Genomic DNA, 25,695 nt, shown 5'->3' with positions numbered 1-25,695 from the left:
CGGCGGCGGCATCTTCACCAAGGCCGCGGACGTCGGCGCCGACCTGGTCGGCAAGACCGAAGCCGGCATTCCCGAAGACGATCCCCGCAACCCCGCCGTCATCGCCGACAACGTCGGTGACAACGTCGGCGACGTCGCCGGCATGGGCGCCGATCTCTACGAATCCTACTGCGGCTCGATCCTCGCCACGGCCGCCCTGGGCGCCTCGGCGTTCGGCATCGGCCAGTATGCGAACCTCCAGCTGAACGCAATCCTGCTCCCGATGGCCATTTCCGGCGTCGGCATCTTCGCCTCGCTGATCGGCGTCTACTTCGTGAAGACCCACGAGGACGCGACCCAGAAAGACCTGCTCGGTTCGCTCGGCTGGGGCATCAACGTTTCGGCTGTCCTGACCGGCATCGCCGCCGGCGTGCTGACCTACATCATGCTGCCCGGTCACTTCAACGTGTTCGGTTCGATCCTCGCCGGCCTGATCTCGGGCATCATCATCGGCTGGGCGACCGAGTATTACACCGCCAGCGATTACGAGCCGACCCAGGAAGTCGCAGGCCAGTCGACCACCGGCCCGGCCACCGTCATCATCGCGGGTATGGCCAACGGCATGATGTCGACCGGTATCCCGGTCGTCACGGTCGGCGTCGCGGTTCTGTTCGCCTACGGCTTCGCAGGCGGCTTCGAGAACTCCGCCATGGGTCTCTACGGCATCGGCATAGGCGCGGTCGGCATGCTCGCCACGCTGGGCATCACGCTCGCCACCGACGCCTACGGCCCGATCGCCGACAATGCCGGCGGCAACGCCGAGATGTGCCACATGAATCCCGAAGTGCGCAAGCGCACCGACGCCCTTGACTCGCTCGGCAACACGACCGCCGCGACGGGCAAAGGCTACGCGATCGGCTCCGCCGCCCTCACCGCCATGGCCTTGCTCGGCGCCTACGTCGAAGAACTGCGCGTCGGCCTGATCCGCATGGCCAACACCTCGGGCGAGCTGATCGACAAGTTCATCTTCGTCGAGAAGAAGCCGGTTCCCGTGCAGTTCGCCACCATGCACGACTTCATGACCTTCTACGACGTGAACCTGATGAACCCGCAGGTGCTCGTCGGCGTGTTCCTGGGCTCGATGCTCGTCTTCGTGTTCTGCGCGATGACGATGAAGGCCGTCGGCCGCGCCGCGCACAGCATGGTCGAGGAAGTCCGCCGCCAGTTCAAGGAAATCCCCGGCCTGCTGAAGGGTGAAGCCGGCGCCAAGGCCGACTACGCATCCTGCGTCGCGATCTCGACCCAGGGCGCCCAGAAGGAAATGATCACGCCCAGCCTCATGGCGATCATCGTCCCGATCCTCGTCGGCCTGTTCCTCGGGCCGAGCGGCATCATGGGCCTGCTGATCGGCGGCCTCTCGACCGGTTTCACGGTCGCCGTCATGATGGCGAACGCCGGCGGCAGCTGGGACAACGCGAAGAAATACGTCGAGTCCGGCCAGTTCGGCGGCAAGGGTTCCGACTGCCACAAGGCGACCGTCGTCGGCGACACGGTCGGCGATCCATTCAAGGACACGTCGGGGCCGTCGCTCAACATTCTGATCAAGCTCATGAGCATGGTGGCCGTTGTCGTGGCCGGTCTCACGGTCAGCTACTCGCCCAAGGTCCAGTATGTTCTCGGCTTCAACCCGACCGAGCACCGCTACAAGGAAGAAGCCAACCTCGCCGTGAAGGACGGCACGCTCAAACTGCCCGACCCGAAGACCGCGGGTATCGCTTCCAGCGCCATGGGGATGCAAGACGAGGACGATCCCTTGATGGGCTCCGATGACACGATCCTGGCCGAAGACGAGGAAGGCCTGCTCGGTGACGATCTTGCGACCGATACCGTCCAGCAGGAACCGGCCGCCGCACCGGCCCCCGCAACGCCCGCGCCGGCGACTCCGGCCCCGGCCGCGACGCCCGCCCCGGCCGCGACACCCGCCCCAGCCCCGGCGGACAGCGGTTTCGGCGGATTCGACGAGCCCGCCAAGCCTGCCGCTCCGGCTCCGGCCGCTGAGCCTGCCGCTCCGGCAGCAGCCCCCGCTCCGGCCGCGGCTCCTGAACCCAAGCCGGCCGAAGGCGCTGCAACCGCCTCCCCGGCGGCCGACGGATTCGGCGACCTGTAATCGCTCCCGAAACGCCCCTTCCGAAAGGAAGGGGCGTTTTTTCTGGGATGTGGGATTCGTTTGGCATACCGATCCCTCCTGAATCTGCGGATGTCTCCCTGAATCCGAAGTTTTTTGGAGCTTCTCAGCGATACAATGGCCTGAAGGAAGATCGTCGCGTATGAGCCAGTGGGATCTGATCGTCGCGGGCGCGGGGCCGGCCGGGATGATGGCGGCCATCACCGCGGCCCGACGGAGAGCGCGGGTACTGGTGATCGAGCAACGTTCCCACCCCGGTGCCAAGTTACGGGCATCGGGCGGGGGTCGGTGCAACATCACCAACACCCTCGACACGGCGACATTCATCGGCCGGTTCGGTCGGGAGGGCCGGTTCATGAAGCCCGCTCTCGAAGCGTTCGACCACCGTGCCCTCATTGCCTTCCTCGCGGAGATCGGGGTGCAGACACATGCGCCGGACGGGTTCCGGGTGTTCCCGGTCACGCACGACGCCGCAACCGTCACGTCTGCCCTCGAGGCCGAACTGGCGCGACTCGGCGTCGAAGTCGCGACGGAGCGCCGGGTGAAGCGCCTGCGCTTTGCGAACGGCCGCGTCGAGGGCCTGGAAACCCCGGACCATTTCTATTCATCTAATTATATAATAATCGCGACAGGCGGCATGGGATATCCGTCGCTCGGCGGCTCGGGCGACGGATATGGTTTTGCCCGCTCAACCGGCCACACCGTCACGGACGTGTTTCCCGCCATGCTGCCGCTCAAAACGAAGGAGACATGGGTGAAGAACTGTCGGGCTGACACGATCGGCAAGGCGGAACTGCGCATCGATCTCCCGAAAGCGAAGCACGCGCGCGCCGTCGGCGATCTGATCTTCACGAACGAGGGCATCCGCGGGCCCGTCGTTCTGGATCTTGCCCGCGAGATCACACCGCTGCTCGCGCGTCACGGCGAGGTCCCTCTTCTCGCGAATCTCACAAAAGGAAGAAACGAAGAGGAAATACGGATTCATCTCAGAAAATATGCATCCGAGCACGCGCAGCTGCGCATCGGCGAACTCGTCGCAACGCTCGTTCCCGCGCCACTTTCCCGCGAACTCTGCCTTCTCGCCGGTATCGACCCGTTTCTCGCGCCGTGCCGGGTCCCGCCCTCCCTTCGCGACCGTCTGATCAAATTGCTCGCCTGGACGCCGCTGACGGTGACGGGGCACGGAGGTTTCGAACAGGCGATGGCGACGCGCGGCGGCGTTTCCCTGAAGGAAATCCGGCCCGAGACACTCGAAAGCCGGCTCGTAAAAGGTCTCTTCTTCTGCGGCGAGGTGCTGAACCTCGACGGCCCGTGCGGGGGGTTCAACCTCCAGTGGGCGTTTTCCAGCGGCTTTCTCGCAGGCCACTTGGGCGGATCATCTCCAGAATGAAACTCATCCGTTCGCCCTGAGCTCGTCGAAGGGCGTGAGGCTCTCGTGCGTCGACAGGCTCAGCACGAACGGGAACACTCTCATGTCTTTTGTCGCGCAGGAATCAATCGACCACCACGTCACGGACACGCTTTGTCTCCGAAGCCGTATCTGCTAGAATGAGCCGACCACGACGCCAGGTTTCATCGCCGCAGGAGGTCATCATGAAAGAGCCGCTCACCAGGGTTCCGCTCATACCGGCGGTTCTCTGGTTCAGTCTTTTCTTCGCGAATCCGTCAGCCGCAACGGCCGAAGAGCGGCTTCTGCTTTCAGGGAAGCGTCAGAACATCTGGGATTTGTACTGGGCCGCGGAAACGTCCGGGACGATCCGTCTCGAACCGATCACCAGAACCCCCGAACCCGAGGGGAACCCCGCATACTGGGCACGGCACGATCTCATCCTGGCGACGGTTCAGCGCGCCTCGGGCGTCTTCGGTCTGACAGCGTTCACGCCGACCGGCGAAGAACGCTGGCGCTGGGACTCGCCCTCGGCAGGAGCCAGCGTTGGCTGGGCCCAGCCGTCACCCTGGGACGACCGGATTCTCGCGGTGCTGGAGCTGCCGGACGGCTCCACCGAAGTCGGCATGATCGATCTCGCGGAGCATCCCGGACGCGAAAGCGCCTGGCAGACAATTTCGGGGGATGGCCGCCCCGGGGGACAGCCCGCATGGTATGCCCCCAACGTCATCCTGCTGTCGCGGGTGAACCCGGACGGGAGCTTCGATCTGTGCGAACACGACCTTGCAGACGGCAGCGAGCGGACCATCGTCCACGGCGGGAGAAACTGGCAAGTCGCCACCGGTCCAAACGGCGGAGACCCCGTATTGTTCACCCGACGCGTGGGTCAGACGTCCGCCATTTTCCGGCTGCGTCGCCGGCCCGACGGCACCTGGGACGAAGAGCAGGTCTCCCAGGCCCGCCCGTATGACTGGCAACCGAGCGTTTCCCCCGACGGACGCGAGACGCTCTTCCTGTCGCTTCGGCAAGGGAACTTTCGGCTCGTCAGGCGGTCTCTCGAAACGGGGTGCGAGCGCGAGATCGAACTTCCCGGCCTCGAGTCGGCGTATCACCCAACCCTGGTCATCGCCCCCGCGCAGACCGCCGGCATTCCCGGTCCTGGCCAGGCGAGCAGTCTCACCAGCAAAGCCCCGGACTGATTATTATATCTTATTTTATATTATTCTGATGGCGAAGGCGGGGCAGCCGGGGGCGCAGTAGCCGCAGACGATGCATTTCTTTTCGTCGATGGCGGGCGCCGTTTTCCCTTCCCGGAACGAAAGGGCGTTCTGCTGGCAGAGGCTGATGCACAGGCCGCAATGACGGCAGAGCGCCTCGTTGATGAAGAGGCGGCGTCGCTGATGCATCGCCCGCCGTTCGAGTTCGAGATCGACGGGGTTTCCGGATGCCGTCGCCACGTTCATCTTCAACTCGTCGTCGCCGGTCATCCCGACGACGATCGCATCGACTTCGGGTCTGCCGAGCACCCATTCCAGGGCGGCTTTCGCGTCGCCCCGCAAGTGCCCGCCGCCGAGGGGCTTCATGGCATACGCGCCTTTTCCCTGTCGTTTTGCCCCGGCGAGCACGTCCAGCATCGCATCGAGCGACTCGTCGATGATGCCGAAGCCGTCGCGGTTCAGCATCGGGTGGAGCACGTCGAACCGCGGGTCGGCGGCAAGAAGCCGCATCACTCCGACGAAATGCGAACTCGCGCCGATCGCGCGAACGCGCCCGGTCCGTTTAGCGGCCAACAGGGCGTTCAGCGCCCCTTCACGTTCACGGAAATCCGCTTCGTCACGCACGGCGTGGAGGAGGAACACGTCGATGGCAGGCAGGCCGAGGGCGTTCAGCGCCTCGTCGATCGCGACGTTCATCGCCTCTTCGGTTTTCGCCGCCGACTTGGTCGCAACGACCGGCCGTTCGCCGGTCCAGCGCCGCAGGGCCGAGGCAACCTGCGGATACGAGCCGTACATCTGCGCCGTGTCGATGAACCGGATGCCCGCTTCCAGGGCGCGCAGCAGGAGATCGCCGCCGGCCTCGATGTCGAGTCCGCGCTGCATCGGGCTCATGGTGAGGGTTCCGAATCCCAGTCTGGTTACCTCGACGCCCGATGTTCCCAGTTTCCGCCGCTCGAGCATGCCGCACCTCCGCCGTCAGATTGTCATGAAGATACCACACATTACTACTCGTCTCCCAGGTAACACGACAATCACCCGCATACTCGATACCGTTCGTGCTGAGCTTGTCGAAGCACGAATGCACTCGCCCTTCGACAAGCTCAGGGCGAACGGCTGTGCCATGTCGGTCCGGCGGCAATATATTTTACTCGTGATAGCTGTCGCCTAACATATGAGACGAGTAGTATCGTGTTCACAGCGGGGTGAAACCCGCCCCGACACCAGCAGGGCTTTTCCGCGCGGTTTCGTTGCGAGGGAAGCGCGGGCGTGGTACAGTTGCATGAACTCAGATGGGTGGGGGGCAGTATGTCGGTCGAGCGGTTCGAGAATGCTCTTCGGTGTGACGTCAAGGCGGCCTGCGGATGTACCGAACCGGTCACCATCGCGCTTGCGGCGTGCCATGCGGCGCGTCAGGCGGGAGGGACGGTCCGGAAGATCAGGCTGAACGTCTCGACGAACCTGTTCAAGAATGCGATGGAAGTCGGCATCCCCGGCACGGGGGGCGCGCACGGCATCCCGCTTGCGGCGGCTCTGGGCGTTCACGCGCCTCACGCGACGCCGGACCTGCGGCTGTTGTCGAGCATCGACGCCGCGTGGCTGGAGAAAGCACGCCGGATGGTTGCGGACGGGGCGGTGCAACTCCATATCGATCAGAAGCAGGCCGGACTCCGGATCGAGGCGGATGTCGAAAGCGACCAAGGTACAGGCCGCGCGATCATCGCCGACAGCCACGAGAACCTGACGCTTCTGGAGAAAGACGGCCGCGTCGTCCATAAGGTTGCCCCGAAGCCGGGCTCGGCCTCGAGTGAGGTCATCGAGCGCCGACGCGCCATCGCCGAGATGCCATTCGTCGAGTTATACCATTCGCTTCCGCTTCTCGGCCGCGGCACGCGCGACTTTCTGCTCGAAGGCGTCGCGATGAACCGGAAGGTCGCGGAAGCCGGCCTGCAGGGCGAAGGAAGCCTCAACATCGGCCTGGCGTACCGGAAGCTGCTCGAGAACGGCTGGATGGGAAACGACCTGATCAACCGGGCGAAACTTCTCACCTCCGCGGCGGTCGACGCCCGCATGTCGGGCTGCAGCCTGCCGGTCATGACCTCGGCCGGCTCGGGGAACCAGGGCCTCACCGTAACGCTCCCGCTTTTCATTCTGGCCGAGCAGCTCCGCAGCACGCAGGACCAGCTCACCGAGGCGCTGGCCCTCGCCCACGCGGTCACCTCGATCCTGAAGTATCACACCGGCACCCTCTCGGCCATGTGCGGCTGCGTCGTCTGCGCCGGAAGCGGGCTGACGGCGGGCGCCGCCCATCTGCTGGGAGGAGGCCTCGACACGATCGGGGCGGCGGTCAACAATATGGTGGCAAGTATAACCGGTATTATTTGCGACGGCGCCAAGGTCGGCTGTGCGGTCAAGCTGGTCTGCGCCGTCGATGCCGCGTTCCAGGGCGCGTTCATGGCCATGGAGGGGCTCCGGTTGCCTCTCAGTAACGGCGTCATCGGCAACACGATCGAGGAGAGCCTGAGGAACATCGGCCGCATCGCCGCGCCGGGAATGCTCGAGACCGACGAGCAGATTCTCGCGATCATGGTCGGCAAACCATCCTGACACATTTCATTCCGGCGGACCGGGGAGAGATATCGTGACGCAACTGTTCGAGATCCAGCGCGCTTCGAAACTCGCCGGCGAGGTGAAACTGCCGGGCGACAAATCCATCTCCCACCGGACGCTCCTTCTCGGCGCGCTCGCGGACGGGCCCTGCCGGGTCAGGCATCTCGGGCGGGGATGGGACATCGCGGCGACGGTCGGAGCGCTGCGGGCTCTCGGCGTCGAGATCGATTATTACGGCGAATCCGAGGCGACGATCCACGGTCCCGGCGGCGCGGCGAGATTTCGAGAACCGTCGCGTATTCTCCCCTGTCTCAACTCGGGAACCACCGCTCGCCTTCTCGCCGGCGTCCTGGCGGGCGCCCCCGTCTTCGCCGTCCTGACCGGCGACGATTCCCTCCGGAACCGCCCAATGCGGCGCATCGTCGAACCACTGCGCGAGATGGGGGCGACGATCGACGGCCGCGACGACGGCTCGCGACTGCCGTTGGCGATCCGCGGGCGGGAGCTGCTCGATCCGATCGACTGGACGATGGAGGTCGCCTCGGCGCAAGTCAAGTCGGCGATCCTGCTCGCCGGCCTGTCGGCGGACGGCGAGACGACGGTGCGCGAACCGTTCCTCACGCGGGATCACACGGAGCGTTTGCTCCGGCTGATGGACGTCCCGGTCCGGACCGAGGGCCTCGAGCATACTATAACAGGCGGTATTATACCGCATGCTTTTGACGTGACCGTCCCGGGCGATCCCAGCAGCGCGGCGTTCATCGCCATCGCGGCGGCGTGCCTGCCCGGCAGCCTCGTCACGTTCCGCGATCTTTCGCTCAATCCGGGGCGCACGGCCTATCTCGAGGTTCTTCGGCGCATGGGCGGCAACGTCGGCATTTCCCCGTCTCCGAACGACGACTGGGAGCCGCGCGGCGACGTGGCCGTCGGCGGGGCCGGGCTTCACGGGGTCACCATCGGGCCGGAGGAGGTACCGGGACTGATCGACGAACTTCCCGTGCTCGCCGTGGCCATGTCGGTCGCCGAGGGCGTTTCGGAGGTGCGGGGTGCGGTCGAGCTCCGGCGCAAGGAGTGCGACCGGATCCAGTGCATGATCCGGGAGTTGCGGGCGTTCGGCGTCGACGCCGTGGAGCTGGACGACGGCTTCCGGATCGCCGGTGGGCCGCGCCTGCGCGCGCCGGCCGTGAGCGAATCGCACGGCGACCATCGTCTGGCGATGAGCCTGGCGGTCGCGGGTCTGATCGCCGACGGCGTCACGCGGCTTCGCGGCACCGAGCATATCGACATCTCGTTTCCCGGATTCGAACGGCTGCTGAGAAGTCTCGCACGCTGAACCGGCCGGGGCCGTCCGCAAGCCGCGGGGGGAGCGCGTTTCCGGCCGATATTTTTCTCTTGCATTACGACGAAAAATGGTGTACATTGGCTGCCACTAAGTCTACGTCTTTCCTTTTCGAAGGCGTATTTTTCGAGGAGTCGTCGTGATGTCAGATCGCAAGAGTGATGCCCGCGCAGCGAGCGTCATCGCGATCGATGGGCCGGCCGGTGCGGGGAAAAGCACCGTCGCCAAGAGGGTTGCCGAAAAGCTTGGATGGTCCTACCTGGACACCGGCGCGATGTATCGCGCCATCACATTCAAGGCCTTGAGCAACAAGATCGATTTCGCCGATCAGCAGCGTCTGTATACCTGCGCTCGTTCGTCGAGCATCCGGTTTGTCGAGCGGAAGGGTTCGGCCCTTCCGGCGGTCTTTCTCGATAATCACGACGTCACCGAAGCGATCCGCGATCCCGAGGTTTCGCGGAACGTTTCCCACGTGGCCAAGGACGCGAAGGTTCGCGAGTGCATGACGAAGATGCAGCGCGAGATCGGCTCGCGGGGCCACTGGGTCGTGGACGGCCGGGATATCGGGACGGTCGTGTTTCCCGAAGCCGCAACCAAGATATTCCTCACCGCTTCCATCCGGGAGCGGGCCCGCAGACGCCTCGAGGAGCTTCAGGCGAAGGGGTTTGCCGGCAGTCTCGAAAGCCTCATGGAAGAGATCGCGAAACGTGACGAGATCGATTCCAATCGTGAGGTCGCCCCGCTGAAACAGGCGGACGGTGCAGTTCTCGTGGATACAACCGACCTTACCATCGAACAGGTGGTGGACCGGATCATTTCAATCGCAACAGTCAAGGATGCCCATATCCAGACGGAGGAACGTATGTCAGACAAGAATTCTACCGCTACATCCAAGCAGGAAGCCCCCATGGACGATTCCAACATGACCATGGAAGAACTCGAACGGGAGATGAGCGGTGAGTTCAAAACAATCCGCAACGGCGCGATCGTGACGGGAACGATCATCGAGATCACCCCGACCGGCGTCTACGTCGATCTCGGCTACAAGAGCGACGGCGTCATTTCCTCCGAGGAGTTCGAAGGCAGCACGAAGGACCTGAAGGTCGGCGAGAAGATCCGCGTGTATGTGAAACGCGTCGACGACGGAAATGGCCAGCTGACCCTCAGCCACCGCCGCGCCCGCGAAGCGGACGCCTGGGAAGACATCCAGACCGCGTTCAACAACAAGACCCCGATCGAGGGCGTGCTCAAGGAGCGCATCAAGGGCGGCTACAACGTCGATATCGGCGGCGTGCGCGCCTTCCTGCCCCAGAGCCAGCTTTCGCACGGCAAGAACACCAAGGAGTTCATGGGCAAGTCGTTCCCGATGACCGTGACCGAGTTCGACCGCCGCCGGAAGAACGTCGTCGTGTCCGAGCGCGCCGTTGTCGAGAGTTCGCGCAACAAGCGCCGCGAAGAGCTGTTCTCGAAGTATCAGGTCGGCGACATGATCAAGGGGACCGTTTCCCGCATCGTCGAGTACGGCGCGTTCATCGATCTCGGCGACGGGGTCGAGGGCCTCATCCACCGCAACGACCTGAGCTGGTCCGTCATCACGGATCCGAAGGAAGTCGTGCAGGTCGGCGAGGAGATCGAGGCGAAGATTCTCAAGATCGACAACGAGAAGGGCAAGATCGGCCTTGGCCTCAAGCAGAAGAAGGACGATCCGTGGGCCACCGTCGACCAGCGCTACGAGCCCGGCCGCCGGTATCAGGGCAAGGTCAAGAACCTGATGGACTTCGGCGCGTTCGTCGAGCTGGAAGAAGGCGTCGAGGGCTTGGTCCATATTTCCGACCTGTCCTGGGCGCGCAACGTGCGGCATCCCAGCGACATCGTCAAATCCGGCGACTCGATCCAGGTCGTCGTGAAGGAAATCGACAAGACCAAGAAGCGCATCTCCCTTTCCTATAAGGACACCCAGTCCCATCCGTGGGACGGCATCGAGAGTCGGTTCAAGATCGGCGACACCGTTCCCGGCAAGGTGAACAACCTGACCGACTTCGGCGCCTTCGTCGAGATCGCCGACGGCATCGAAGGTCTGCTGCACATCTCCGACATGGATTGGGTCAAGAAGATCAACCATCCGAAGGAAGTGCTCGAAAAAGGCCAGGAGATCCAGGTCAAGATCCTCAATATCGACGTCAAGAACCGCCGCCTGTCGCTCGGGCTCAAGCAGACCATGACCGACCCGTGGGACGCCCTCGACAACACGTACAACGTCGGCGATGTCGTCACCGGCGTCGTGAAGAACCTCGTCACTTACGGGGCGTTCGTCCAGCTCGAGAACGGCCTCGAAGGCCTGCTGCACATTTCCGAGTTCTCGTGGCTCAACGATGTGAAAGACCCGTCGCAGGTCCTCAAGGTCGGCGACCAGGTGACGGTCAGCGTTTATGAAGTCGACAAGTCCAAGCAGAAGATCGGCCTCTCGCTGCGCCGGCTGTCCGATGACCCGTGGAAGGGCATCGAGAAGCGGTTCCCGACGAACTCGATCCAGAGCGGCATCGTCAAGACGCTGGACAACAACGGCGTCGAGATCGAGCTGTGCGACGGCGTGACCGGCTTCATTCACGTCTCTCAGATCGCGCAGAACCGCGTTCAGCACCCGAGCGAAGCCGTGAAGGAAGGCGACAAGGTCACCTTCAAGGTTCTCGAGATCGACCGCAAGAACCGCCGGCTCAAGTGCTCGATCAAGGAAGCGGTTCTCGACAGCGACCAGCGCGAACTCCGCAAGTTCCAGGCACAGTCATCGGAGGGCTTCTCCGACACGATCGGCGATCTGCTCCGCGACAAGCTCGCTTCGCTCAAAGAGCAGCTGAAGGATTGAGAGACGCACGCGTTGCGCATCTCAACCGAACCATTCACATGACCGGCAGCCCCTCCGATTCGCGGGGGGCTGTCGGTTTCTTTTCCCCCGACACATCAATCTGAATCCAAGGAGGTTTTACGTCAATGGCGAAGAAAATTGGTATCAACGGGTTTGGCCGCATCGGGCGCATGGTGTTCCAGGCGATCTGCGATCAGGGGCTTCTCGGCAAGACGTTCGATGTCGTCGCGGTCGTTGATGTCTCGACGGATGCGGATTATTTTGCATATCAGATGAAATATGACTCGGTGCAGGGCAAGTTCAAGCACGCCGTCACCACCGAGAAGAGCGATCCTTCCAAGACCGAGAACGACGTCATCGTCGTGAACGGTCACAAAATCCGCTGCGTCGCGGCCACCAAGACCCCGGCCGAGCTGCCGTGGAAGGCCCTGGGCGTCGAGTACGTCATCGAGTCGACCGGCCTGTTCACCGAGTCAGAGAAGGCCAAGGGCCATCTCGACGCGGGCGCGAAGAAGGTCATCATCTCGGCCCCCGGCAAGGGTGACGTGAAGACGATCGTCATGGGTGTCAACGAGCAGGAATACGACGCGTCCAAGCACCATATCGTCAGCAACGCCAGCTGCACCACGAACTGCCTGGCGCCCGTCGTCCATGTGCTCCTGAAGGAAGGCATCGGCATCGAGACCGGCCTGATGACGACGATCCACGCCTATACCGCGACCCAGAAGACCGTCGACGGCCCGTCGAAGAAAGACTGGCGCGGCGGGCGCGCGGCCGCGATCAACATCATACCGTCCACCACCGGCGCCGCCAAGGCCGTCGGCGAAGTGCTTCCCGCGACCAAGGGCAAGCTGACCGGCATGGCGTTCCGCGTGCCGACCCCGACCGTCTCGGTCGTCGACCTGACGTTCCGCGCCGCCCGCGACACCTCGATCGAGGAGATCGACAGCCTGATGAAGAAGGCCTCCGAGAGTTATCTGAAGGGCATTCTGGGCGTGACGAGCGAAGAACTGGTCTCGACCGACTTCATTCACGATCAGCGCTCCTCGATCTACGACTCGCTGGCCACCGTTCAGAACAACCTGAAGGGCGAGAAGCGTTTCTTCAAGGTCGTGTCGTGGTACGACAACGAGTGGGGCTACAGCTGCCGCGTGTGCGACCTGCTCAGCCACATGATGAAGCACGACAAATAATATTCCGGCGTATTGAATTACCGAGAGGAGGAACTCCGCTCCATGTTTAGAACGATTCGCGACATCCAGTTCAAGGGCAAGCGCGCCCTCGTGCGCGTCGACTTCAACGTCCCGCTCGACAAGTCGCTGAACATCACCGACGACACCCGCATGCGGGCTGCCGTGCCCACGCTGAAGCACATCATCGACCAGGGCGGGAGGCTCGTCATCATGAGCCATCTCGGCCGCCCCAAGGGCGGACCGGACCCGAAGTATTCGCTCAAGCCGCTCGTCAAGCATCTGAGCGATCTTCTCGGCAGGCCGGTCTCCTTCGCGAACGACTGCATCGGTGACGAGGCGGCCAAACTTGCGAAGGGGCTGAAGGACGGCGAGGTCCTGATGCTCGAGAACCTCCGCTTCCACGCGGAGGAGGAGAAGAACGACGCCGCGTTCAGCAAGGCTCTGGCGAGCCTCGGTGAGATCTACGTCAGCGACGCGTTCGGAACGGCGCATCGCGCGCACGCTTCGACGGCCGGCGTTGCCGACATCCTGCCGGCGTTCGCCGGGTTCCTGATGGAGAAGGAAATCACCTACCTCAACAAGGTCACTCAGTCGCCCGAGCGGCCGATGGTCGCGATCATGGGCGGGGCCAAAGTCAGCGACAAGATTCTCGTCATCGAGAATCTGCTGACCAAGGTCGACTCGCTACTGATCGGCGGCGGCATGGCGTTCACCTTTCTGAAGGCGCAGGGAAAGCAGATCGGCAAGTCGCTGTGCGAGGCCGACAAGCTCGACGTTGCCCTCAAGATCCTCGAGACCGCGAAGAAGCTCGGCAAGACCATCCTGCTTCCGGTCGACGTGGTCGTCGCCGCCGAGATCAAGGAAGGCGTTGCCGTGCAGACGGTCGATACGAACGCGATGCCGGCCGACCAGCTCGGCCTCGATATCGGCCCGAAGACGGTCGCCGCTTTCAACGCCGAGCTGAAGAAGGCGAAGACGGTGCTCTGGAACGGCCCGATGGGCGTGTTCGAAACGAAGCCCTTCGACGCCGGCACCCGGGCGATCGCCGAGACGATGGCGTCGCTGAAGGCAGTGACGGTCGTCGGCGGCGGAGACTCGGTCGCCGCGATCGAGCAGATGGGCGCCGCCGAGAAGGTGTCGCACGTCTCCACGGGCGGCGGCGCATGCCTCGAGTATCTGGAAGGCAAAACGCTGCCGGGCATCGAGATCTTCTCGCGCGACATCAAGAACATGGTCGGAGGAGCCTGACATGCCTACGTCACGCCGTCCCCTGATCGCCGCCAACTGGAAGATGCACAAGGTGACCGGCGAGGCCAAGAGCTTCGTCGCCGCCCTGCAGCCGAAGATCGCGAACGTCCGTGAGCGCGACGTGCTGATCTGCCCGCCGTTCCCGCTGATCTACCCGGTCGACCAGGCCCGCAAGGAGACCAAGATCCTCCTCGGGGCGCAGAACATGTATTTCGAGGAGAAGGGCGCGTTCACGGGCGAGGTTTCGGCCGCGATGCTGAAGGATCTTCACTGCGAATTCGTGATCCTGGGCCATTCTGAGCGCCGCTGGGTGTTCGGCGAATCCGACGAGCTGATCAACCGAAAGGTGCTGGCAGCCGTCAAGAACGGGCTGATCCCGATTCTCTGCGTCGGCGAGAAGCTCGACGAGCGCGAGAAGAACCTGACCGAGCAGGTCATCCTGAATCAGATGGATCGCGATCTGAAGGATGTCCCCGAGAACGCGATCGGCACCATGGTCGTGGCCTACGAGCCTGTCTGGGCCATCGGCACCGGCAAGAACGCCTCGACGAAGGACGCGCACGACGCGATCGCGTTGATCCGCGAGTTCCTGCACAGCCGGTACGGCAGCTCGGCGGCCGACAAGACCCGCATCCTGTACGGCGGCTCGGTCAAGCCCGACAACATGAAGACCTACATGAGCCAGCCCGGCATCGACGGAGCCCTGGTTGGAGGCGCGAGCCTCGATCCCGACTCGTTCGCCCAGCTGATCAGCTACTGACCCTGACGATCGGATACGACCCGCCGCGCACAAGCCGGCGGGTCGTTGTTTTTCCACGAAACTTTCATGGAACATCCGTATATGACGCTGAAGAGATTTTATGCGATGATAGACAGGACGGTTCGAAAACGGTCGGGGTTTCGGACAAAGACACGCAGATATAGAGAAAAAAATATTTTATGAATTCCGTGATTCGCAGATGCGCATCTGATCATCGGTATTGCTCGACAGGGGCGGGTTTCAAACCCTCCTCCACATCGGATACAGGACAATGTGCCCGACAACAGCCTCTGTGTCTCTGCGACTCCGTGGTTTCGTTTTCCGTTGTGCGACGGCCAAGGATTTCTCAGGAGGCCGCGTGAGCATACGCTTCAAGATCGGCATCGGGTTTGCCCTGATGATCGTGGCCCTGACCGGCCTCATCATTTCCTGGGGCGCGCGCACGCTCGGGTTGCAGCTCGAGGAGGCCGACCTGGGCAAGCTCACCTCTCTCCGCGACTCCGTCATCCTGGAGTGGAGTCGCGAAAAAGGCGCGCTGGCAAGCGTCGCAGGCGAGATCACGCCGGTGCTCGCCGGTACGGACTTCGGTCAAACCTCGCAGGAATGGCTTTTGAAGACGGTCGAACTGTTCAAGCGGCATCTTCAGCTCGACTGGCTGGATATCCGGAGAAACGGGACAAGTCTGCTCTACCCTCTGCTTCGGCCGGCGCCGCTCGTTTACGGCACGGCGCTGCCGCAGCGCATCGCTCTTTCCGGCCCTCTTTCGAATTTCGGCTTCGTCGTCCATGTCGTTCCCCTGCCCGCCTCAGAAACGGAACTGATCGTCGCCCGCAGGCCAACGGTGCCGGCGAAGCCGCTGATGGTGCTCTGGGATTCGCAGGGGCTCATCAGCGGCAATGCACCGGACTGGCCGGCGGAACTCCGCACCGAGTATGCCTCGCGGGAAGCGACGTTCCAGCGGCTGATGCACGGCAAGCTGTATCGTCTTCGAGCCACCGCATTTCCGGAAACCGGTCAGACCCTTCTGATCGGCTACGAGGCCGATTCGGCAACTCTGACCAGGACCGGTGTCGACGACCTGATGCTCCGCCTCGCCATTCTGGAGATCCTTGCCTTCCTCGTCCTCGGCTACTTTCTCGCCCGGCGCCTGTTCTCACCACTCGAGAGGCTGAAACAGGCGATCGACCGGGTCAGCGCGGGGCACTGGCAGCAGATTCCCGTGACGGAAGTTCCCGATGAGGCCGATGAGATCGGGACGGTGGCACGAAGTTTCAATCGTATGGTGCTCGAGCTTTCCGCGGCCCGAGACCGGCTGATCGCCGTGCAGCAGGAGCTGATGAGCAAGGAGAAAATGGCGATGCTGGGCCGGTTTTCCGCCGGACTGGCCCACGAGATCAATAACCCGCTCGGCACGATTCTGGCCAGCGCCGGTCTCGCTCTCGACGCCGTGAAATCCGGGAAACCGGTCGAGTCAGACGATATCGTCGCGATCATCGACGAGACCAAGCGGTGCCGCCGAATCGTCGAGTCGCTCCTGGAATACGCCCACAACCGCCCGCCACGGCTTACCGCCGCCCCTCTCGGCGAACTGATCGCCGAGACCGTCCGCATCTTTTCGGACGTGGCGAGGCGCGCCGGAATCGAACTCGACGTCGCCGAGAAGCTCGATACGGCCGTGCTCGTCGACAGAACCGGTATCGGGCAGGTCCTGTCGAATCTCCTGAGGAACGCAGCCGACGCGCTTCACGATCAGGTTTCTTCGGGAAAAGCGGCGACGATACGGGTTTCAGCGACGGTGACCGGGGACGGTTTCGCCGTCGTCACGGTCTCGGATAACGGGCCGGGTCTCGGCGAAGCCGCCGATCATCTGTTCGAGCCGCTGGTGACGACGAAGCCGCAGGGAACCGGTCTCGGTCTCGCCATCTGTCAGTCCATCATCGAAGGACACGGCGGGAGGATATGGGCCGAGCGCCGGGCGGACGGCTGGACGGTTTTTTCCTTCACGCTCAGGACAGCCGGCGGAGAGAACTCGTGATACATTATATGAAGGAATCAATAGAATGCCGAACAGAATCGTACTGATCGACGACGAGGTGAAGCTGTTGCGGGCTTTGAAAAAAGCCCTGGAACTCGACGGTCACGAGGTCTGCGACTTTTCGCAACCCGATGCGGCGCTCAAATTCATCATCGAGCGCAATCCCGCGCTCGTGATCTCCGACATTCGCATGCCGGGCATGTCCGGCCTCGACCTGCTCGCAAAGCTCGGCGAACTGCATCCCCGGCCGCCCTGCATCCTGATGACGGCCTATTCGTCGATCGAAACGGCCGTAACGGCCGTCAAGCTCGGTGCGCGGGATTACCTGCTGAAGCCCTTCGAGATCGCCGATCTGCGTGCCGCCGTGCGCTCCGTTCTCGCCGCGGAGTTTGCCAGCACGGAAACCGCCTCCGTTACGAGGGTGACGCCGGCTGGCCATTCCGAGGCGATGCGGAACGTTCTCGATCTGATCGATCGTGTCGCGGACACCGAAAGCACCGTCCTTCTCCAGGGCGAGAGCGGAACCGGCAAGGAACTGGCGGCGCGAACCCTGCACGCACGTTCGAAACGTTCCTCCGGGCCGTTCATTCCGGTCAACTGCAGCGCCATTCCGGAGAATCTCGTCGAAAGCGAGCTGTTCGGCCACGTGAAGGGCAGCTTCACGGGTGCATTCGCCGACAAGGACGGTTTGTTTCACGAAGCGATCGGCGGCACGCTGTTTCTCGACGAGATCGGCGATCTGGCCCAGCCGAGCCAGGCAAAACTTCTCCGGGTCCTCCAGGACGGCGTCGTTCGCAAAGTCGGCGACACGCGGGCATTTCCGGCGAATGTGCGCATCGTCGCGGCGAGCAACCGCGACCTGCGCGCCGAGTCGATGGCGGGCCGATTCCGCGAAGATCTGCTGTATCGGCTGAGCGTCGTGGAGATCCGCATGCCGCCGCTCCGGGAACACCCCGAAGACATCCCGGACCTCGTCGATGTATTCCTGAGGCGGTTCGCGGAACGTCATCATCGGCCTCTTCTCGCTCCATCCCAGGCGGCGCTGGCTCATCTTGCCGTTCACTCTTGGCCGGGCAACGTGCGCGAATTGGAGAACATCATCGAGCGGGCCGTGATCCTCAAGCGGGTCGGCGCCGAACTTCTTCCTGAAGACCTGCCGCTTCCACCGACGTCCGCAGAGCGTGGCGAAGGAAGCCCGGCCGTATCGAGCGGTCTGCCGCTCGATACGGCCAGGGAACAGCTCGAAGTGGACATGATCCGGCGCGCCCTGGAGGCCTCCGGTTACAATTACGCACAGGCGGCCGAGCTTCTCGGAGTCACACGCCAGAACCTCCATTACAAACTGAAAAAATACGGTCTCCGGAAGGACTCCGGCAGGCCGTGATATCCAATCATATTATACTGGTAACGATTATATTCCTCCTGATCGTCTTCGCCGCACCATCAATCGTCGATTCCGGAGAACTGGCATGGACGATCCGTTCTCTCCCGGACGGCGGCTGTCGGATCGACTTCCCGGCCACGTCAGCCGTCAAATTCGTCAATCTTCCGCCCGACTCCGCGGACGTATTCGGCGCGGGACGGCGGGGAACGGCCGTGATCGTCCGAAGCGCTCACGTCACGCGGGTCTGCCGCCTGAACGAGCCGTATGACGACACGTTCAGCATCAGGCTGAACGATCCCTCGACGGGCTGGCTCGAGCTCGTTCCGCTCGTTTCCGCACCCTCGAAAATAGGTTCAGGCACGACGGGGGGCATCATCGTTTCCGGCCTCGACCCGGCGGTCCGCAACCTGGAAATCGAGCTTACCGATCTTTCCCGCGCGATCATGGAATTTCAGCGAACGAATCGGTGCTTTTCGTGCCACCTCGCCCTGCCTCTGGCCTGGGCGGCGACGGTCGCCGAATTTCGCTGTCTCGAAACCCCCAGAACGGTTCTCGCGTCCATCGCCGACCAACTCGTCGCACTGCAGCAGGCAGACGGCTCGTTTGCCGTTCCTGGCCGTCCGGAATACGGCGCCGTCACGCCGACGCTGGCCGCAGCCGCGGCCCTGGCCTATCTCAAAAAGTTCTGCCTCGACCTCGACATCTCTCCGATCCTGGAAAAAGCCGTTGCATTTCTGGCCGAACGCATATCGACGGACGGCGTTCCCTCCTTCGACTTTTCCTTCCCTCCCCTGCTCATTGGAAAGCCCTTCGCCGCTCGCCTGTTTCTCGACGCGCTCGAATCGTTGCGCACGGGAGACATGCAACACCCCGCACTCGCCGAATCCAGGCTTTCAGACTTGTCGGCCGGGGCGGAGAGAGTCCTGAACGGGCCGGACGACGGGGTGAACAAGGATATCTGGCGCTTCTTTTCGATATCCATGACGGGCGAACCGCCTGAGCGTGCGATCGCGACGGAGAGCGCCTCTCTCCTGACGAAAGCCGTTTCATCTTTCGCCGGCGAACGGGACCCCGAATTACTGGCCCTTTGCGAGGGTATTCTGCGCGAACACGGGCTTGCCTTCGAGGCCGGAACGATTCCGCAACCGGATGCAGGCGATCTCAAGCGCCGGATCTGGCGGCTGTATCAGGCGCTGTACAGGCTGCCAGCGGACAGGTAAACGATTTTCCGACTTGTGCCGATGGGGGATGGCGAAACGGAGGTTGGACCGCATGCGTCCTTGGCATCTTCTGCTTTGCGCGTTGGTTCTCGCCATCGCGGTCCCGGCGCGGCCGGCGGAAGGCCAGATCGCCGGGCAGGAGGCCCGAAGCGATCCGTCGACGCCCCCCGACCTGATGAAGGATTTCGAGCTGCTTCGGCAGCAACTCGAGCAGAATCCCCGCGACGTCGGCGTCCTGAACTCGATGGGCATCATCTACGCCCGGGCGGGCCGCCTGGAAGACGCGATACTCCTCTGGCAACGCGGTCTTTCCATCGACGCGAAATATGTTCACCTCTATAACAACCTCGGATCCGCCCTGAAAACCCAGAAGAGGTTTACCGACGCGCTCAGGGTGTTCGAGGCGGGCCTGCGCGTCGAATCTTCGTTCTGGCTCCATTACAACCTTGGGCTCCTCTACAAGGAAACCGGGAAACGGCGCGAAGCCGCCGCGTCGTTTTTCGCGGCCCTACGGTTGAATCCCGGATTCGAGCCGGCCGCCAGGCAACTCCAGGAACTGGGTCTCCGGCCGCCATCTCCGGACGCCTACGGACGACTGCCCGGCGTTCCACCGGCCGCCACGGAGATCAAGCCTCCGGTGATGGACGGCAATCTCGGCATCGCCGACTCGTTCGGGTCCGGCATGCGCGACGCTCCGATTCCGCCGCACGGACCGCCGGAGCTGCCAGGTTCGCAGGGAACGGCCGTCGCGAGGCATCCTTCCCCGCCGGCCCGGATCGAGCCTGCCGAGCCATACACGATCGACTCCTGCGCCGCCGCGATCAGTCGCATTTCCGGTGGGGGTGGTTCGAAGCTCGTCGCGTTGACGTTCGACGACGGACCGCATGCCGCCTACACCCGGCAACTGCTCGATTACTTCAGGGCGCAGGGCGTGCGGGCCACGTTCTTCGTGCTCGGTTCCAGGGCGGAAGCCTATCCCGATCTGGTTACGCGGATGGCGGAAGAGGGACATGAAGTGGCAAACCATACCTGGAGCCACAAGTCTCTCGTCAACATGAGTTCCGCCGCCGGAATCGGCGATCTTCGCCGCACATCGGAGATGATCGCCGCACTGACCGGCAGATCGCCGCGCCTCGTGCGGCCGCCGTACGGCCATACGAATGGCCGCGTCCGCGGCATGATCGAAGGCCAGGGATGGCGCGAAGTGCTGTGGGACGCCGACAGCCGCGACTGGGCCGGCGGCAGCAGCGATCGGATGCTGGCCCGCGTGGTTCGCTCGTTTTCGCCCGAATGCATCGTGCTGTTCCACGACATCCACCCCGGCGCCCTGCGCGTGCTGCCGGTGCTGATCCCCGCCCTGAAGAAGTGCGGCTACCGTTTCGTGACCGTCTCCCAGCTCCTCGGCCCCACCGACCACGCCGGCTGAGTTCGCATCTACCGGCGATTCTCTCAAAAATAGTATCTTGATAGAAGATTGCACATCTTTGCTCCGCGGCCTAAAATAGATATGGTCGAAACTCATGCACATTCTGGAATTCTCATGCCTGAGATAAGCAGATTTTTTGGAATCATCATCACGATGAATTACAGTGATCATTCCCCACCTCATTTTCACGTTCGATACGGAGACCAAAAAGCTCTGATTGAAATCAGAACGATGAGACTGCTCGAAGGCTCTCTGGCACCACGAGTGTTTGGGATGGTAATGGAATGGGGTCTGGCACATCACTCCGAACTTCGGAATGCATGGAATCTCGCCCAGGAAAATCGGCCGCTTCCGAGAATTTCTCCGCTGGAGTAAGCAAATGCTGAAAGACGTTACTTTCGTTGAATTCATTGGCGATTATCGTTTGCGTCTCACGTTTGACGATGGGAAATCGGGAGAGGTCGATCTCGCAAAGCATATCGCTTTCTCGGGAATCTTTGCTCCACTGAAAGACCTGAACGTTTTCAGAACAGGAAAAGTCGATCCTGATCTTGGGACCATCTGCTGGCCAAATGGAGCGGACGTCGATCCAGTCGTTCTCTATTCGTGGGTTTTCAATGTCTCCATACCTGATTATTCCCACGAAAATTCCCCAATCAAAGACAAGGTGGCTTAGCGAGCTCCATGTGGGTCGGGCTGTTTTTCTTCTGTCTGTTTCTGCTGTTTCTGGGCTTTTTTCTCTACGGCCTGGATCAGTGGGATCACCTGTTCGCCGATCACGACGAGCCTGCGCCCCGCGGGGATGACGCTGCACCGCCGCCGGACAACCCCGGTCGGCGGGCCTCGCTGTGGTTTCTGATCATCGGCCTGGGCATCATCGCCCTCATGACCGACCTCGTCGAACTCTTCAACCGCCCCTTCACCTGACTCTGGATACAACGCACCACAGAGTCACGGAGACACAGAGAATTACCCGGGCGACCGCGATGCGACTTATTCGAATATTTCACCGCGGAGGCGCAGAGACGCCGAGAATAAATACTATACAATATATTCATCATCGCGCCTTTGTGGCTTCGCAATGAATATCTCTGTGCCTCTGTGTCTCTGAGGTGAACCGTCTTCCGCTCATTGAGCGTCGTTCAGACGCATGACGGTGCAGTCGATCGAAGCTGACGTCTGTTGGGTCGTCCCGATGACTGCCTGGAGATAGAGAGTGGCCGAATCGGCGGTGTAGCCGTTGGAAGGCTTGAGAATGAACATCGTCAAGGAATCTTCAGGGAGATATTCCTGCGCACCAGCCCCATAAGTAAGTGCGGTGGTATTTGAACGGACAAGCTTGAAGTCTTCGGAAAATCTTTGCCAAGCTGGAATAACACTCAGATCGTGAATATTTTCACGATTCATCTCGACAAATACTGCTTTCGTCCAGTTTTTAAAAATACTATCAAACGTGCGAAGCTCTTTTATTTCATGGTCGGCAAATGCCGCGTTGATATTCTCTTTACCGCGCAGCCCGGAAGTGACCAACTGCTTGATCCTAGAAGCCGTCCCCTTCTCGAAGAGGTAATGGCTAAAAAGTCCCACGCGGCCATAGTCAGCGAGGGTATTTGAGAACGACGTCAGTGGTTTTGTCGACAGTTCATACATGTAATTCCTAAAGCGCCCCTCTGTTGCCGGATCGCCGACGGAAAGTCGATATCGTATCTCGGCCCCCATCGAGAGGGCCTCGTCAAGCCAAGTCTCTTCCTCTGTTATTTTGTCAAACCAGTAATTTCCATGATCGCGATTATATTCTGAATATCCACCATAATTACTCATTAAGGAAGATTTCTGCATTTTCATGCGCGTTGAAAAGTTAATCAGGTGTTGAAATTCATGTGCAATCGTTTCACAGGTTGCAGGAAGCCATTCTTCTCGTTTATAATCCCAATAAGGCGTCCACATGCAAAACATATCTCGCTGATTACTATCCGGAGATTCCGATAAGTTTTCACTATCGAAGAATCCAGCGAAACCATTCTGGGTGACTAAAGGGGAAAGGAAGATAGCAACCTTTCCATCGCCGTCCATGTCATAGGACGGTCCATACTGGCCTGTCATCAGAGGATAGATTGCCTCGTCGAAGTTTTTGACCATTGTATCGAGTTCAGTGTCTTTGATGGTATAGGTACCAATGGTAGCGCTGAGGCCGTTCGGCGCGGGTTCGGGATCAACAAAAATTTTACAATACGTTCCGATGCGGCGAAGTACACCGTTCCGTTTTGTATAGAATGTATTATTCAGACTCGTCACGCCACCTGCGTAAATACTGAAAGAAATGACATCTTTGAGCTTTTCGTCGGTTGTCATCGCCTTCATGGTCGCAACCCTGTTCGCGCGAATTGCTGAGGACGAAAGGTTCTTTCGCGCCTCGCGAAGGAACGGCGTCCCGCAGACAGGTCGCGTCATCGGCGCGACAGCCGCAACCGAAGATCTGACAGAGTTCAGCCTGGATGAACCACCGCCATTGATCTTAACCGTGCTGGCCATGCCACCATTGGAGAGCAGCACGGCATATCGTTCACGTTTGGTCGATGTTGGGATGCGAAGAGCAAGAGCACCTTGGTTGAAAGCATTGTCAGAAGAAGTTCCGGGAGTTGCCAAATCTTGCGCTTTCAGAGAAATCAACGGCGTATCAGGCAATGACGGTGTTGGAGCAACCGGATTATCTCCGTCTCCTCCACCGCCACCGCATCCTACGAGAGAAAAAACAGTGCATATTATTGCAATAACAATATATACCGACCGAATGCGATCGCTCACATGCAACATACTTCTGGGCAACTCCTACCTACCGGGCGACTACCGCGCCTCAGCAACATCTCATTATACCCCGTCTTCTGGAATTCATTCAACACTGTTTCACCGCAGAGGCGCTGAGGCGCAGAGAATTTCTGTATTCTACTGATGATCGTTTTCCAGAAGAATTGGATTTGGAATCTCGACAAAATTATTCACAACTCTTTTGATTCCCTTTTTTAAAGCCGGAACATTGAAGTTGATTATGAGACCAACAGTCATCTGCATAAGCTTCAGATATGTGAGGATTTGAGCTTCATGAATCGGAAGAATCTTTTCTTAATTGTTTTCATATTTCTCTGCGCCTCAGCGCCTCTGCGGTTATTCGTAAATTTCAACCATTCTGCTTCCCTTCAGGAGCAGTTTTAAGCGTAACGAGGGTGGCTCCCCAGGAGCCGGCGTCGAGGTCGGCGAGGCAGAACTCGGCGACGGCGGGGTGGCGCTCGAGGAGGGCGTGGACGATGCGACGGAGGTTGCCGACGCCCTTTCCGTGAATGATCCGCAGGTGCAGGATGCCGCGTTCGAGGCAGGCGTCGATGTAATCTGAAACGACATCCTTCACCTCGGACGGGCGGAAGGTGTGCAGGTCGAGCGTCCCGTCGACCGGGATTTCCACGGGAGGCTGGCTTTGATCATCACCACTCATGATTTCTCAGGATACCACGTCTCCGAGGGCGTGTTGTTGTGGTTGAGCGCATGGTGCGGTATCATTACGGAGCGACATTTCGATCGAACGTCAGATTTGGGAGGAACACCATGGGATTTTTCGGCAATCAGCTCCGGTCGGTCATCGAGTGGAAGGACCCGTCGCCCGACGTGCTGATCTGGCGCTGGGACGGCGGCAACGACGAACTGAAGAACATGTCGAAGCTGCTGATCAATCCGGGCCAGGCGGCGATTTTCGTGTATCAGGGCCAGGTCCAGGCGATCCACGACTATCCGGGCCTGTTCGATCTGCATACCGCGAATATCCCCTTCTGGACGACGATCAGCAAGATCATGCAGGGCTTCACCTCGGAGCACAAGGCGAACATCTACTTCGTCCGCATGACCGAGTTCATGAACCAGAAGTGGGGAACGAAGGCCCCGATCAAATACGACGACCCGAAGTACAAGTTCCCCGTCGGCCTGCGGGCGTTCGGCAACTTCTCGTTCCGCCTCGTGAACCCGCGCGGTTTCTTCACGGAAGTGACCAGCAACCGTGAGGTCTACACGATCGCCGAGATCCGCAACATCATCGTCGACCGGCTCCTGACCCCGCTGACCGATCTGTTCGCGGAATCGGGCTTCAGTTACTCCGAGATCGACCGCAACCGCGTCGAGCTGTCCGAGAAGCTCCAGAAGATGATCGGGCCGGTGCTGACGCCGCTCGGTTTCGAGCTGACCGACTTCCGGATCGAAAACACCGATTTCGACGATGACACCAAAAAGCGGATCGACAAGATCTCCGACAAGATCGCCGACGCCCACGCCATCAACGCCCTGGGCGGCGTCGACCAGACCAGCATGCGCAACTTCGCGACCGTCGAGCAGCTCAAGGCCGTGAACACGGCGGCGGGCAACCAGGGCGGCGGAGCGGGCCTGGGCATGGGCCTCGGCGCCGGCATGGGCCTCGGCCAGGGCCTCGCGGCCGGCATGATGAACCAGGGGATGAACGCCCCGACCGCGCCTGCGACGATCGCCTGCGCCGCCTGCCACGCCCCGATGGATCCGAACGCGAAGTTCTGTCCCGGCTGCGGAAAGCCCAACGCCCCGGCGGCCGCGGCGACCGCCCCCTGCGTCAGCTGCGGGAAGCAGATCACCGCCGGCCAGAAGTTCTGCCCCGAGTGCGGCGCACCCCAGAGCCGCGCCTGCCCGCAGTGCAAGGCGTCCCTCGCCCCGAACGCGAAGTTCTGCCCGGAGTGCGGCCAGAAAATGCAGTAAGATTCAATACTTTCGCGATACAAGCCCCGCCTTTCCGGCGGGGCTTGTTCGTTTTATAAAGACTTATATAAATTATATTACGAGAACC

Annotated in this window: 22 protein-coding genes; 17 read left to right on the top strand and 5 right to left on the bottom strand. The window is 61.4% G+C overall.

Features of this window, described 5'->3' with window-relative positions:
- Both PLU72_07450 and PLU72_07445 read left to right on the top strand, forming a co-directional pair.
- The coding region (locus tag PLU72_07450; GenBank protein HOT28009.1) for a sodium-translocating pyrophosphatase at positions 1-2,146 on the top strand (2,146 nt) is incomplete at its 5' end.
- A 160-nt stretch (positions 2,147-2,306) separates the two neighbouring features.
- A complete protein-coding gene (locus PLU72_07445) occupies positions 2,307-3,554 on the top strand; it encodes an NAD(P)/FAD-dependent oxidoreductase (GenBank protein HOT28008.1) in 1,248 nt (415 codons plus the stop codon).
- 3 nt (positions 3,555-3,557) lie between these two features.
- Here PLU72_07445 and PLU72_07440 read toward each other — a convergent pair whose 3' ends face one another.
- Positions 3,558-3,683 carry a hypothetical protein gene (locus tag PLU72_07440; GenBank protein HOT28007.1) on the bottom strand — a complete coding sequence of 42 codons (126 nt, stop codon included), beginning with the start codon at positions 3,681-3,683 and terminating at the stop codon, positions 3,558-3,560.
- Between the two features lie 74 nt (positions 3,684-3,757).
- On the opposite strand from PLU72_07440, the gene PLU72_07435 reads away from it, so the two are divergent.
- Entirely contained in the window at positions 3,758-4,750 is a 993-nt protein-coding gene (locus tag PLU72_07435) for a hypothetical protein (GenBank protein HOT28006.1), read from the top strand.
- A gap of 15 nt (positions 4,751-4,765) precedes the next feature.
- Here the strand turns inward: PLU72_07435 and PLU72_07430 are convergent, their stop codons facing one another.
- Entirely contained in the window at positions 4,766-5,728 is a 963-nt protein-coding gene (locus tag PLU72_07430; protein ID HOT28005.1) for an aldo/keto reductase, read from the bottom strand.
- Positions 5,729-6,034: 306 nt separating this feature from the next.
- Here PLU72_07430 and PLU72_07425 point away from each other — a divergent pair, with 306 nt between their 5' ends.
- From PLU72_07425 to PLU72_07365, 13 genes are all read left to right on the top strand, one after another.
- The gene (locus PLU72_07425) at positions 6,035-7,372 is read left to right on the top strand and encodes an L-serine ammonia-lyase, iron-sulfur-dependent, subunit alpha (GenBank protein ID HOT28004.1); all 1,338 of its coding nucleotides are present in this window, start codon (positions 6,035-6,037) and stop codon (positions 7,370-7,372) included.
- A gap of 34 nt (positions 7,373-7,406) precedes the next feature.
- Positions 7,407-8,708, top strand: a complete 1,302-nt coding sequence (gene aroA / locus PLU72_07420; GenBank protein HOT28003.1) for a 3-phosphoshikimate 1-carboxyvinyltransferase — start codon at positions 7,407-7,409, stop codon at positions 8,706-8,708.
- Between the two features lie 148 nt (positions 8,709-8,856).
- Complete coding sequence (cmk, locus tag PLU72_07415) at positions 8,857-11,577, top strand: (d)CMP kinase (protein ID HOT28002.1); 2,721 nt, start codon at positions 8,857-8,859, stop codon at positions 11,575-11,577.
- 125 nt (positions 11,578-11,702) lie between these two features.
- On the top strand, positions 11,703-12,770 hold the full coding sequence (gene gap, locus PLU72_07410; GenBank protein HOT28001.1) for a type I glyceraldehyde-3-phosphate dehydrogenase: 1,068 nt from the start codon (positions 11,703-11,705) through the stop codon (positions 12,768-12,770).
- A gap of 42 nt (positions 12,771-12,812) precedes the next feature.
- Complete coding sequence (locus tag PLU72_07405; protein ID HOT28000.1) at positions 12,813-14,018, top strand: phosphoglycerate kinase; 1,206 nt, start codon at positions 12,813-12,815, stop codon at positions 14,016-14,018.
- 1 nt (position 14,019) lies between these two features.
- A complete protein-coding gene (gene tpiA / locus PLU72_07400) occupies positions 14,020-14,778 on the top strand; it encodes a triose-phosphate isomerase (protein ID HOT27999.1) in 759 nt (252 codons plus the stop codon).
- Positions 14,779-15,136: 358 nt separating this feature from the next.
- Complete coding sequence (locus PLU72_07395; GenBank protein ID HOT27998.1) at positions 15,137-16,813, top strand: HAMP domain-containing sensor histidine kinase; 1,677 nt, start codon at positions 15,137-15,139, stop codon at positions 16,811-16,813.
- A 25-nt stretch (positions 16,814-16,838) separates the two neighbouring features.
- On the top strand, positions 16,839-18,197 hold the full coding sequence (locus tag PLU72_07390; GenBank protein ID HOT27997.1) for a sigma-54 dependent transcriptional regulator: 1,359 nt from the start codon (positions 16,839-16,841) through the stop codon (positions 18,195-18,197).
- Positions 18,194-19,417 carry a hypothetical protein gene (locus tag PLU72_07385; GenBank protein ID HOT27996.1) on the top strand — a complete coding sequence of 408 codons (1,224 nt, stop codon included), beginning with the start codon at positions 18,194-18,196 and terminating at the stop codon, positions 19,415-19,417. The genes PLU72_07390 and PLU72_07385 overlap by 4 nt, the downstream gene beginning before the upstream one ends.
- A 52-nt stretch (positions 19,418-19,469) precedes the next feature.
- Positions 19,470-20,843, top strand: coding sequence for a polysaccharide deacetylase family protein (locus tag PLU72_07380; protein HOT27995.1), 1,374 nt, complete (start codon positions 19,470-19,472; stop codon positions 20,841-20,843).
- 114 nt (positions 20,844-20,957) lie between these two features.
- Positions 20,958-21,218, top strand: coding sequence for a DUF4160 domain-containing protein (locus PLU72_07375; protein ID HOT27994.1), 261 nt, complete (start codon positions 20,958-20,960; stop codon positions 21,216-21,218).
- A gap of 4 nt (positions 21,219-21,222) precedes the next feature.
- Positions 21,223-21,519: a DUF2442 domain-containing protein gene (locus PLU72_07370; GenBank protein HOT27993.1), complete on the top strand. Its 297-nt coding sequence runs from the start codon at positions 21,223-21,225 to the stop codon at positions 21,517-21,519.
- Between the two features lie 8 nt (positions 21,520-21,527).
- On the top strand, positions 21,528-21,770 hold the full coding sequence (locus tag PLU72_07365; GenBank protein HOT27992.1) for a hypothetical protein: 243 nt from the start codon (positions 21,528-21,530) through the stop codon (positions 21,768-21,770).
- Positions 21,771-21,971: 201 nt separating this feature from the next.
- On the opposite strand, the gene PLU72_07360 is transcribed toward PLU72_07365, so the two are convergent.
- The 3 genes from PLU72_07360 to PLU72_07350 form a co-directional block, all read right to left on the bottom strand.
- On the bottom strand, positions 21,972-23,657 hold the full coding sequence (locus PLU72_07360; protein HOT27991.1) for a hypothetical protein: 1,686 nt from the start codon (positions 23,655-23,657) through the stop codon (positions 21,972-21,974).
- Between the two features lie 129 nt (positions 23,658-23,786).
- Positions 23,787-23,948: a GxxExxY protein gene (locus PLU72_07355; protein HOT27990.1), complete on the bottom strand. Its 162-nt coding sequence runs from the start codon at positions 23,946-23,948 to the stop codon at positions 23,787-23,789.
- A 70-nt stretch (positions 23,949-24,018) separates the two neighbouring features.
- Positions 24,019-24,330 (bottom strand): Smr/MutS family protein, encoded by a 312-nt coding sequence (locus PLU72_07350; protein HOT27989.1) that lies wholly within the window; start codon positions 24,328-24,330, stop codon positions 24,019-24,021.
- A 110-nt stretch (positions 24,331-24,440) separates the two neighbouring features.
- Here PLU72_07350 and PLU72_07345 point away from each other — a divergent pair, with 110 nt between their 5' ends.
- The gene (locus PLU72_07345) at positions 24,441-25,607 is read left to right on the top strand and encodes an SPFH domain-containing protein (protein HOT27988.1); all 1,167 of its coding nucleotides are present in this window, start codon (positions 24,441-24,443) and stop codon (positions 25,605-25,607) included.
- The last annotated feature ends 88 nt before the right edge of the window (positions 25,608-25,695 follow it).

The organism is Candidatus Ozemobacteraceae bacterium (assembly GCA_035373905.1).
GTDB lineage: Bacteria > Muiribacteriota > Ozemobacteria > Ozemobacterales > Ozemobacteraceae > MWAR01.
The sequence above is the reverse complement of the archived record's forward strand: the minus strand, read 5'-3'. Positions and strand labels throughout refer to the sequence as shown.

Excerpts from the sequence above, each read along its gene's own strand:
- PLU72_07350 (HOT27989.1), bottom strand. The coding sequence starts at position 24,330 with ATGAGTGGTGATGATCAAAGCCAGCCTCCCGTGGAAATCCCGGTCGAC.
- PLU72_07445 (HOT28008.1), top strand. The coding sequence starts at position 2,307 with ATGAGCCAGTGGGATCTGATCGTCGCGGGCGCGGGGCCGGCCGGGATG.
- PLU72_07380 (HOT27995.1), top strand. The coding sequence starts at position 19,470 with ATGCGTCCTTGGCATCTTCTGCTTTGCGCGTTGGTTCTCGCCATCGCG.
- PLU72_07430 (HOT28005.1), bottom strand. The coding sequence starts at position 5,728 with ATGCTCGAGCGGCGGAAACTGGGAACATCGGGCGTCGAGGTAACCAGA.
- PLU72_07370 (HOT27993.1), top strand. The coding sequence starts at position 21,223 with ATGCTGAAAGACGTTACTTTCGTTGAATTCATTGGCGATTATCGTTTG.
- PLU72_07360 (HOT27991.1), bottom strand. The coding sequence starts at position 23,657 with ATGTTGCATGTGAGCGATCGCATTCGGTCGGTATATATTGTTATTGCA.
- gap (HOT28001.1), top strand. The coding sequence starts at position 11,703 with ATGGCGAAGAAAATTGGTATCAACGGGTTTGGCCGCATCGGGCGCATG.
- PLU72_07375 (HOT27994.1), top strand. The coding sequence starts at position 20,958 with ATGCCTGAGATAAGCAGATTTTTTGGAATCATCATCACGATGAATTAC.
- PLU72_07405 (HOT28000.1), top strand. The coding sequence starts at position 12,813 with ATGTTTAGAACGATTCGCGACATCCAGTTCAAGGGCAAGCGCGCCCTC.
- PLU72_07345 (HOT27988.1), top strand. The coding sequence starts at position 24,441 with ATGGGATTTTTCGGCAATCAGCTCCGGTCGGTCATCGAGTGGAAGGAC.
- PLU72_07435 (HOT28006.1), top strand. The coding sequence starts at position 3,758 with ATGAAAGAGCCGCTCACCAGGGTTCCGCTCATACCGGCGGTTCTCTGG.
- tpiA (HOT27999.1), top strand. The coding sequence starts at position 14,020 with ATGCCTACGTCACGCCGTCCCCTGATCGCCGCCAACTGGAAGATGCAC.
- PLU72_07390 (HOT27997.1), top strand. The coding sequence starts at position 16,839 with ATGCCGAACAGAATCGTACTGATCGACGACGAGGTGAAGCTGTTGCGG.
- PLU72_07365 (HOT27992.1), top strand. The coding sequence starts at position 21,528 with ATGTGGGTCGGGCTGTTTTTCTTCTGTCTGTTTCTGCTGTTTCTGGGC.
- cmk (HOT28002.1), top strand. The coding sequence starts at position 8,857 with ATGTCAGATCGCAAGAGTGATGCCCGCGCAGCGAGCGTCATCGCGATC.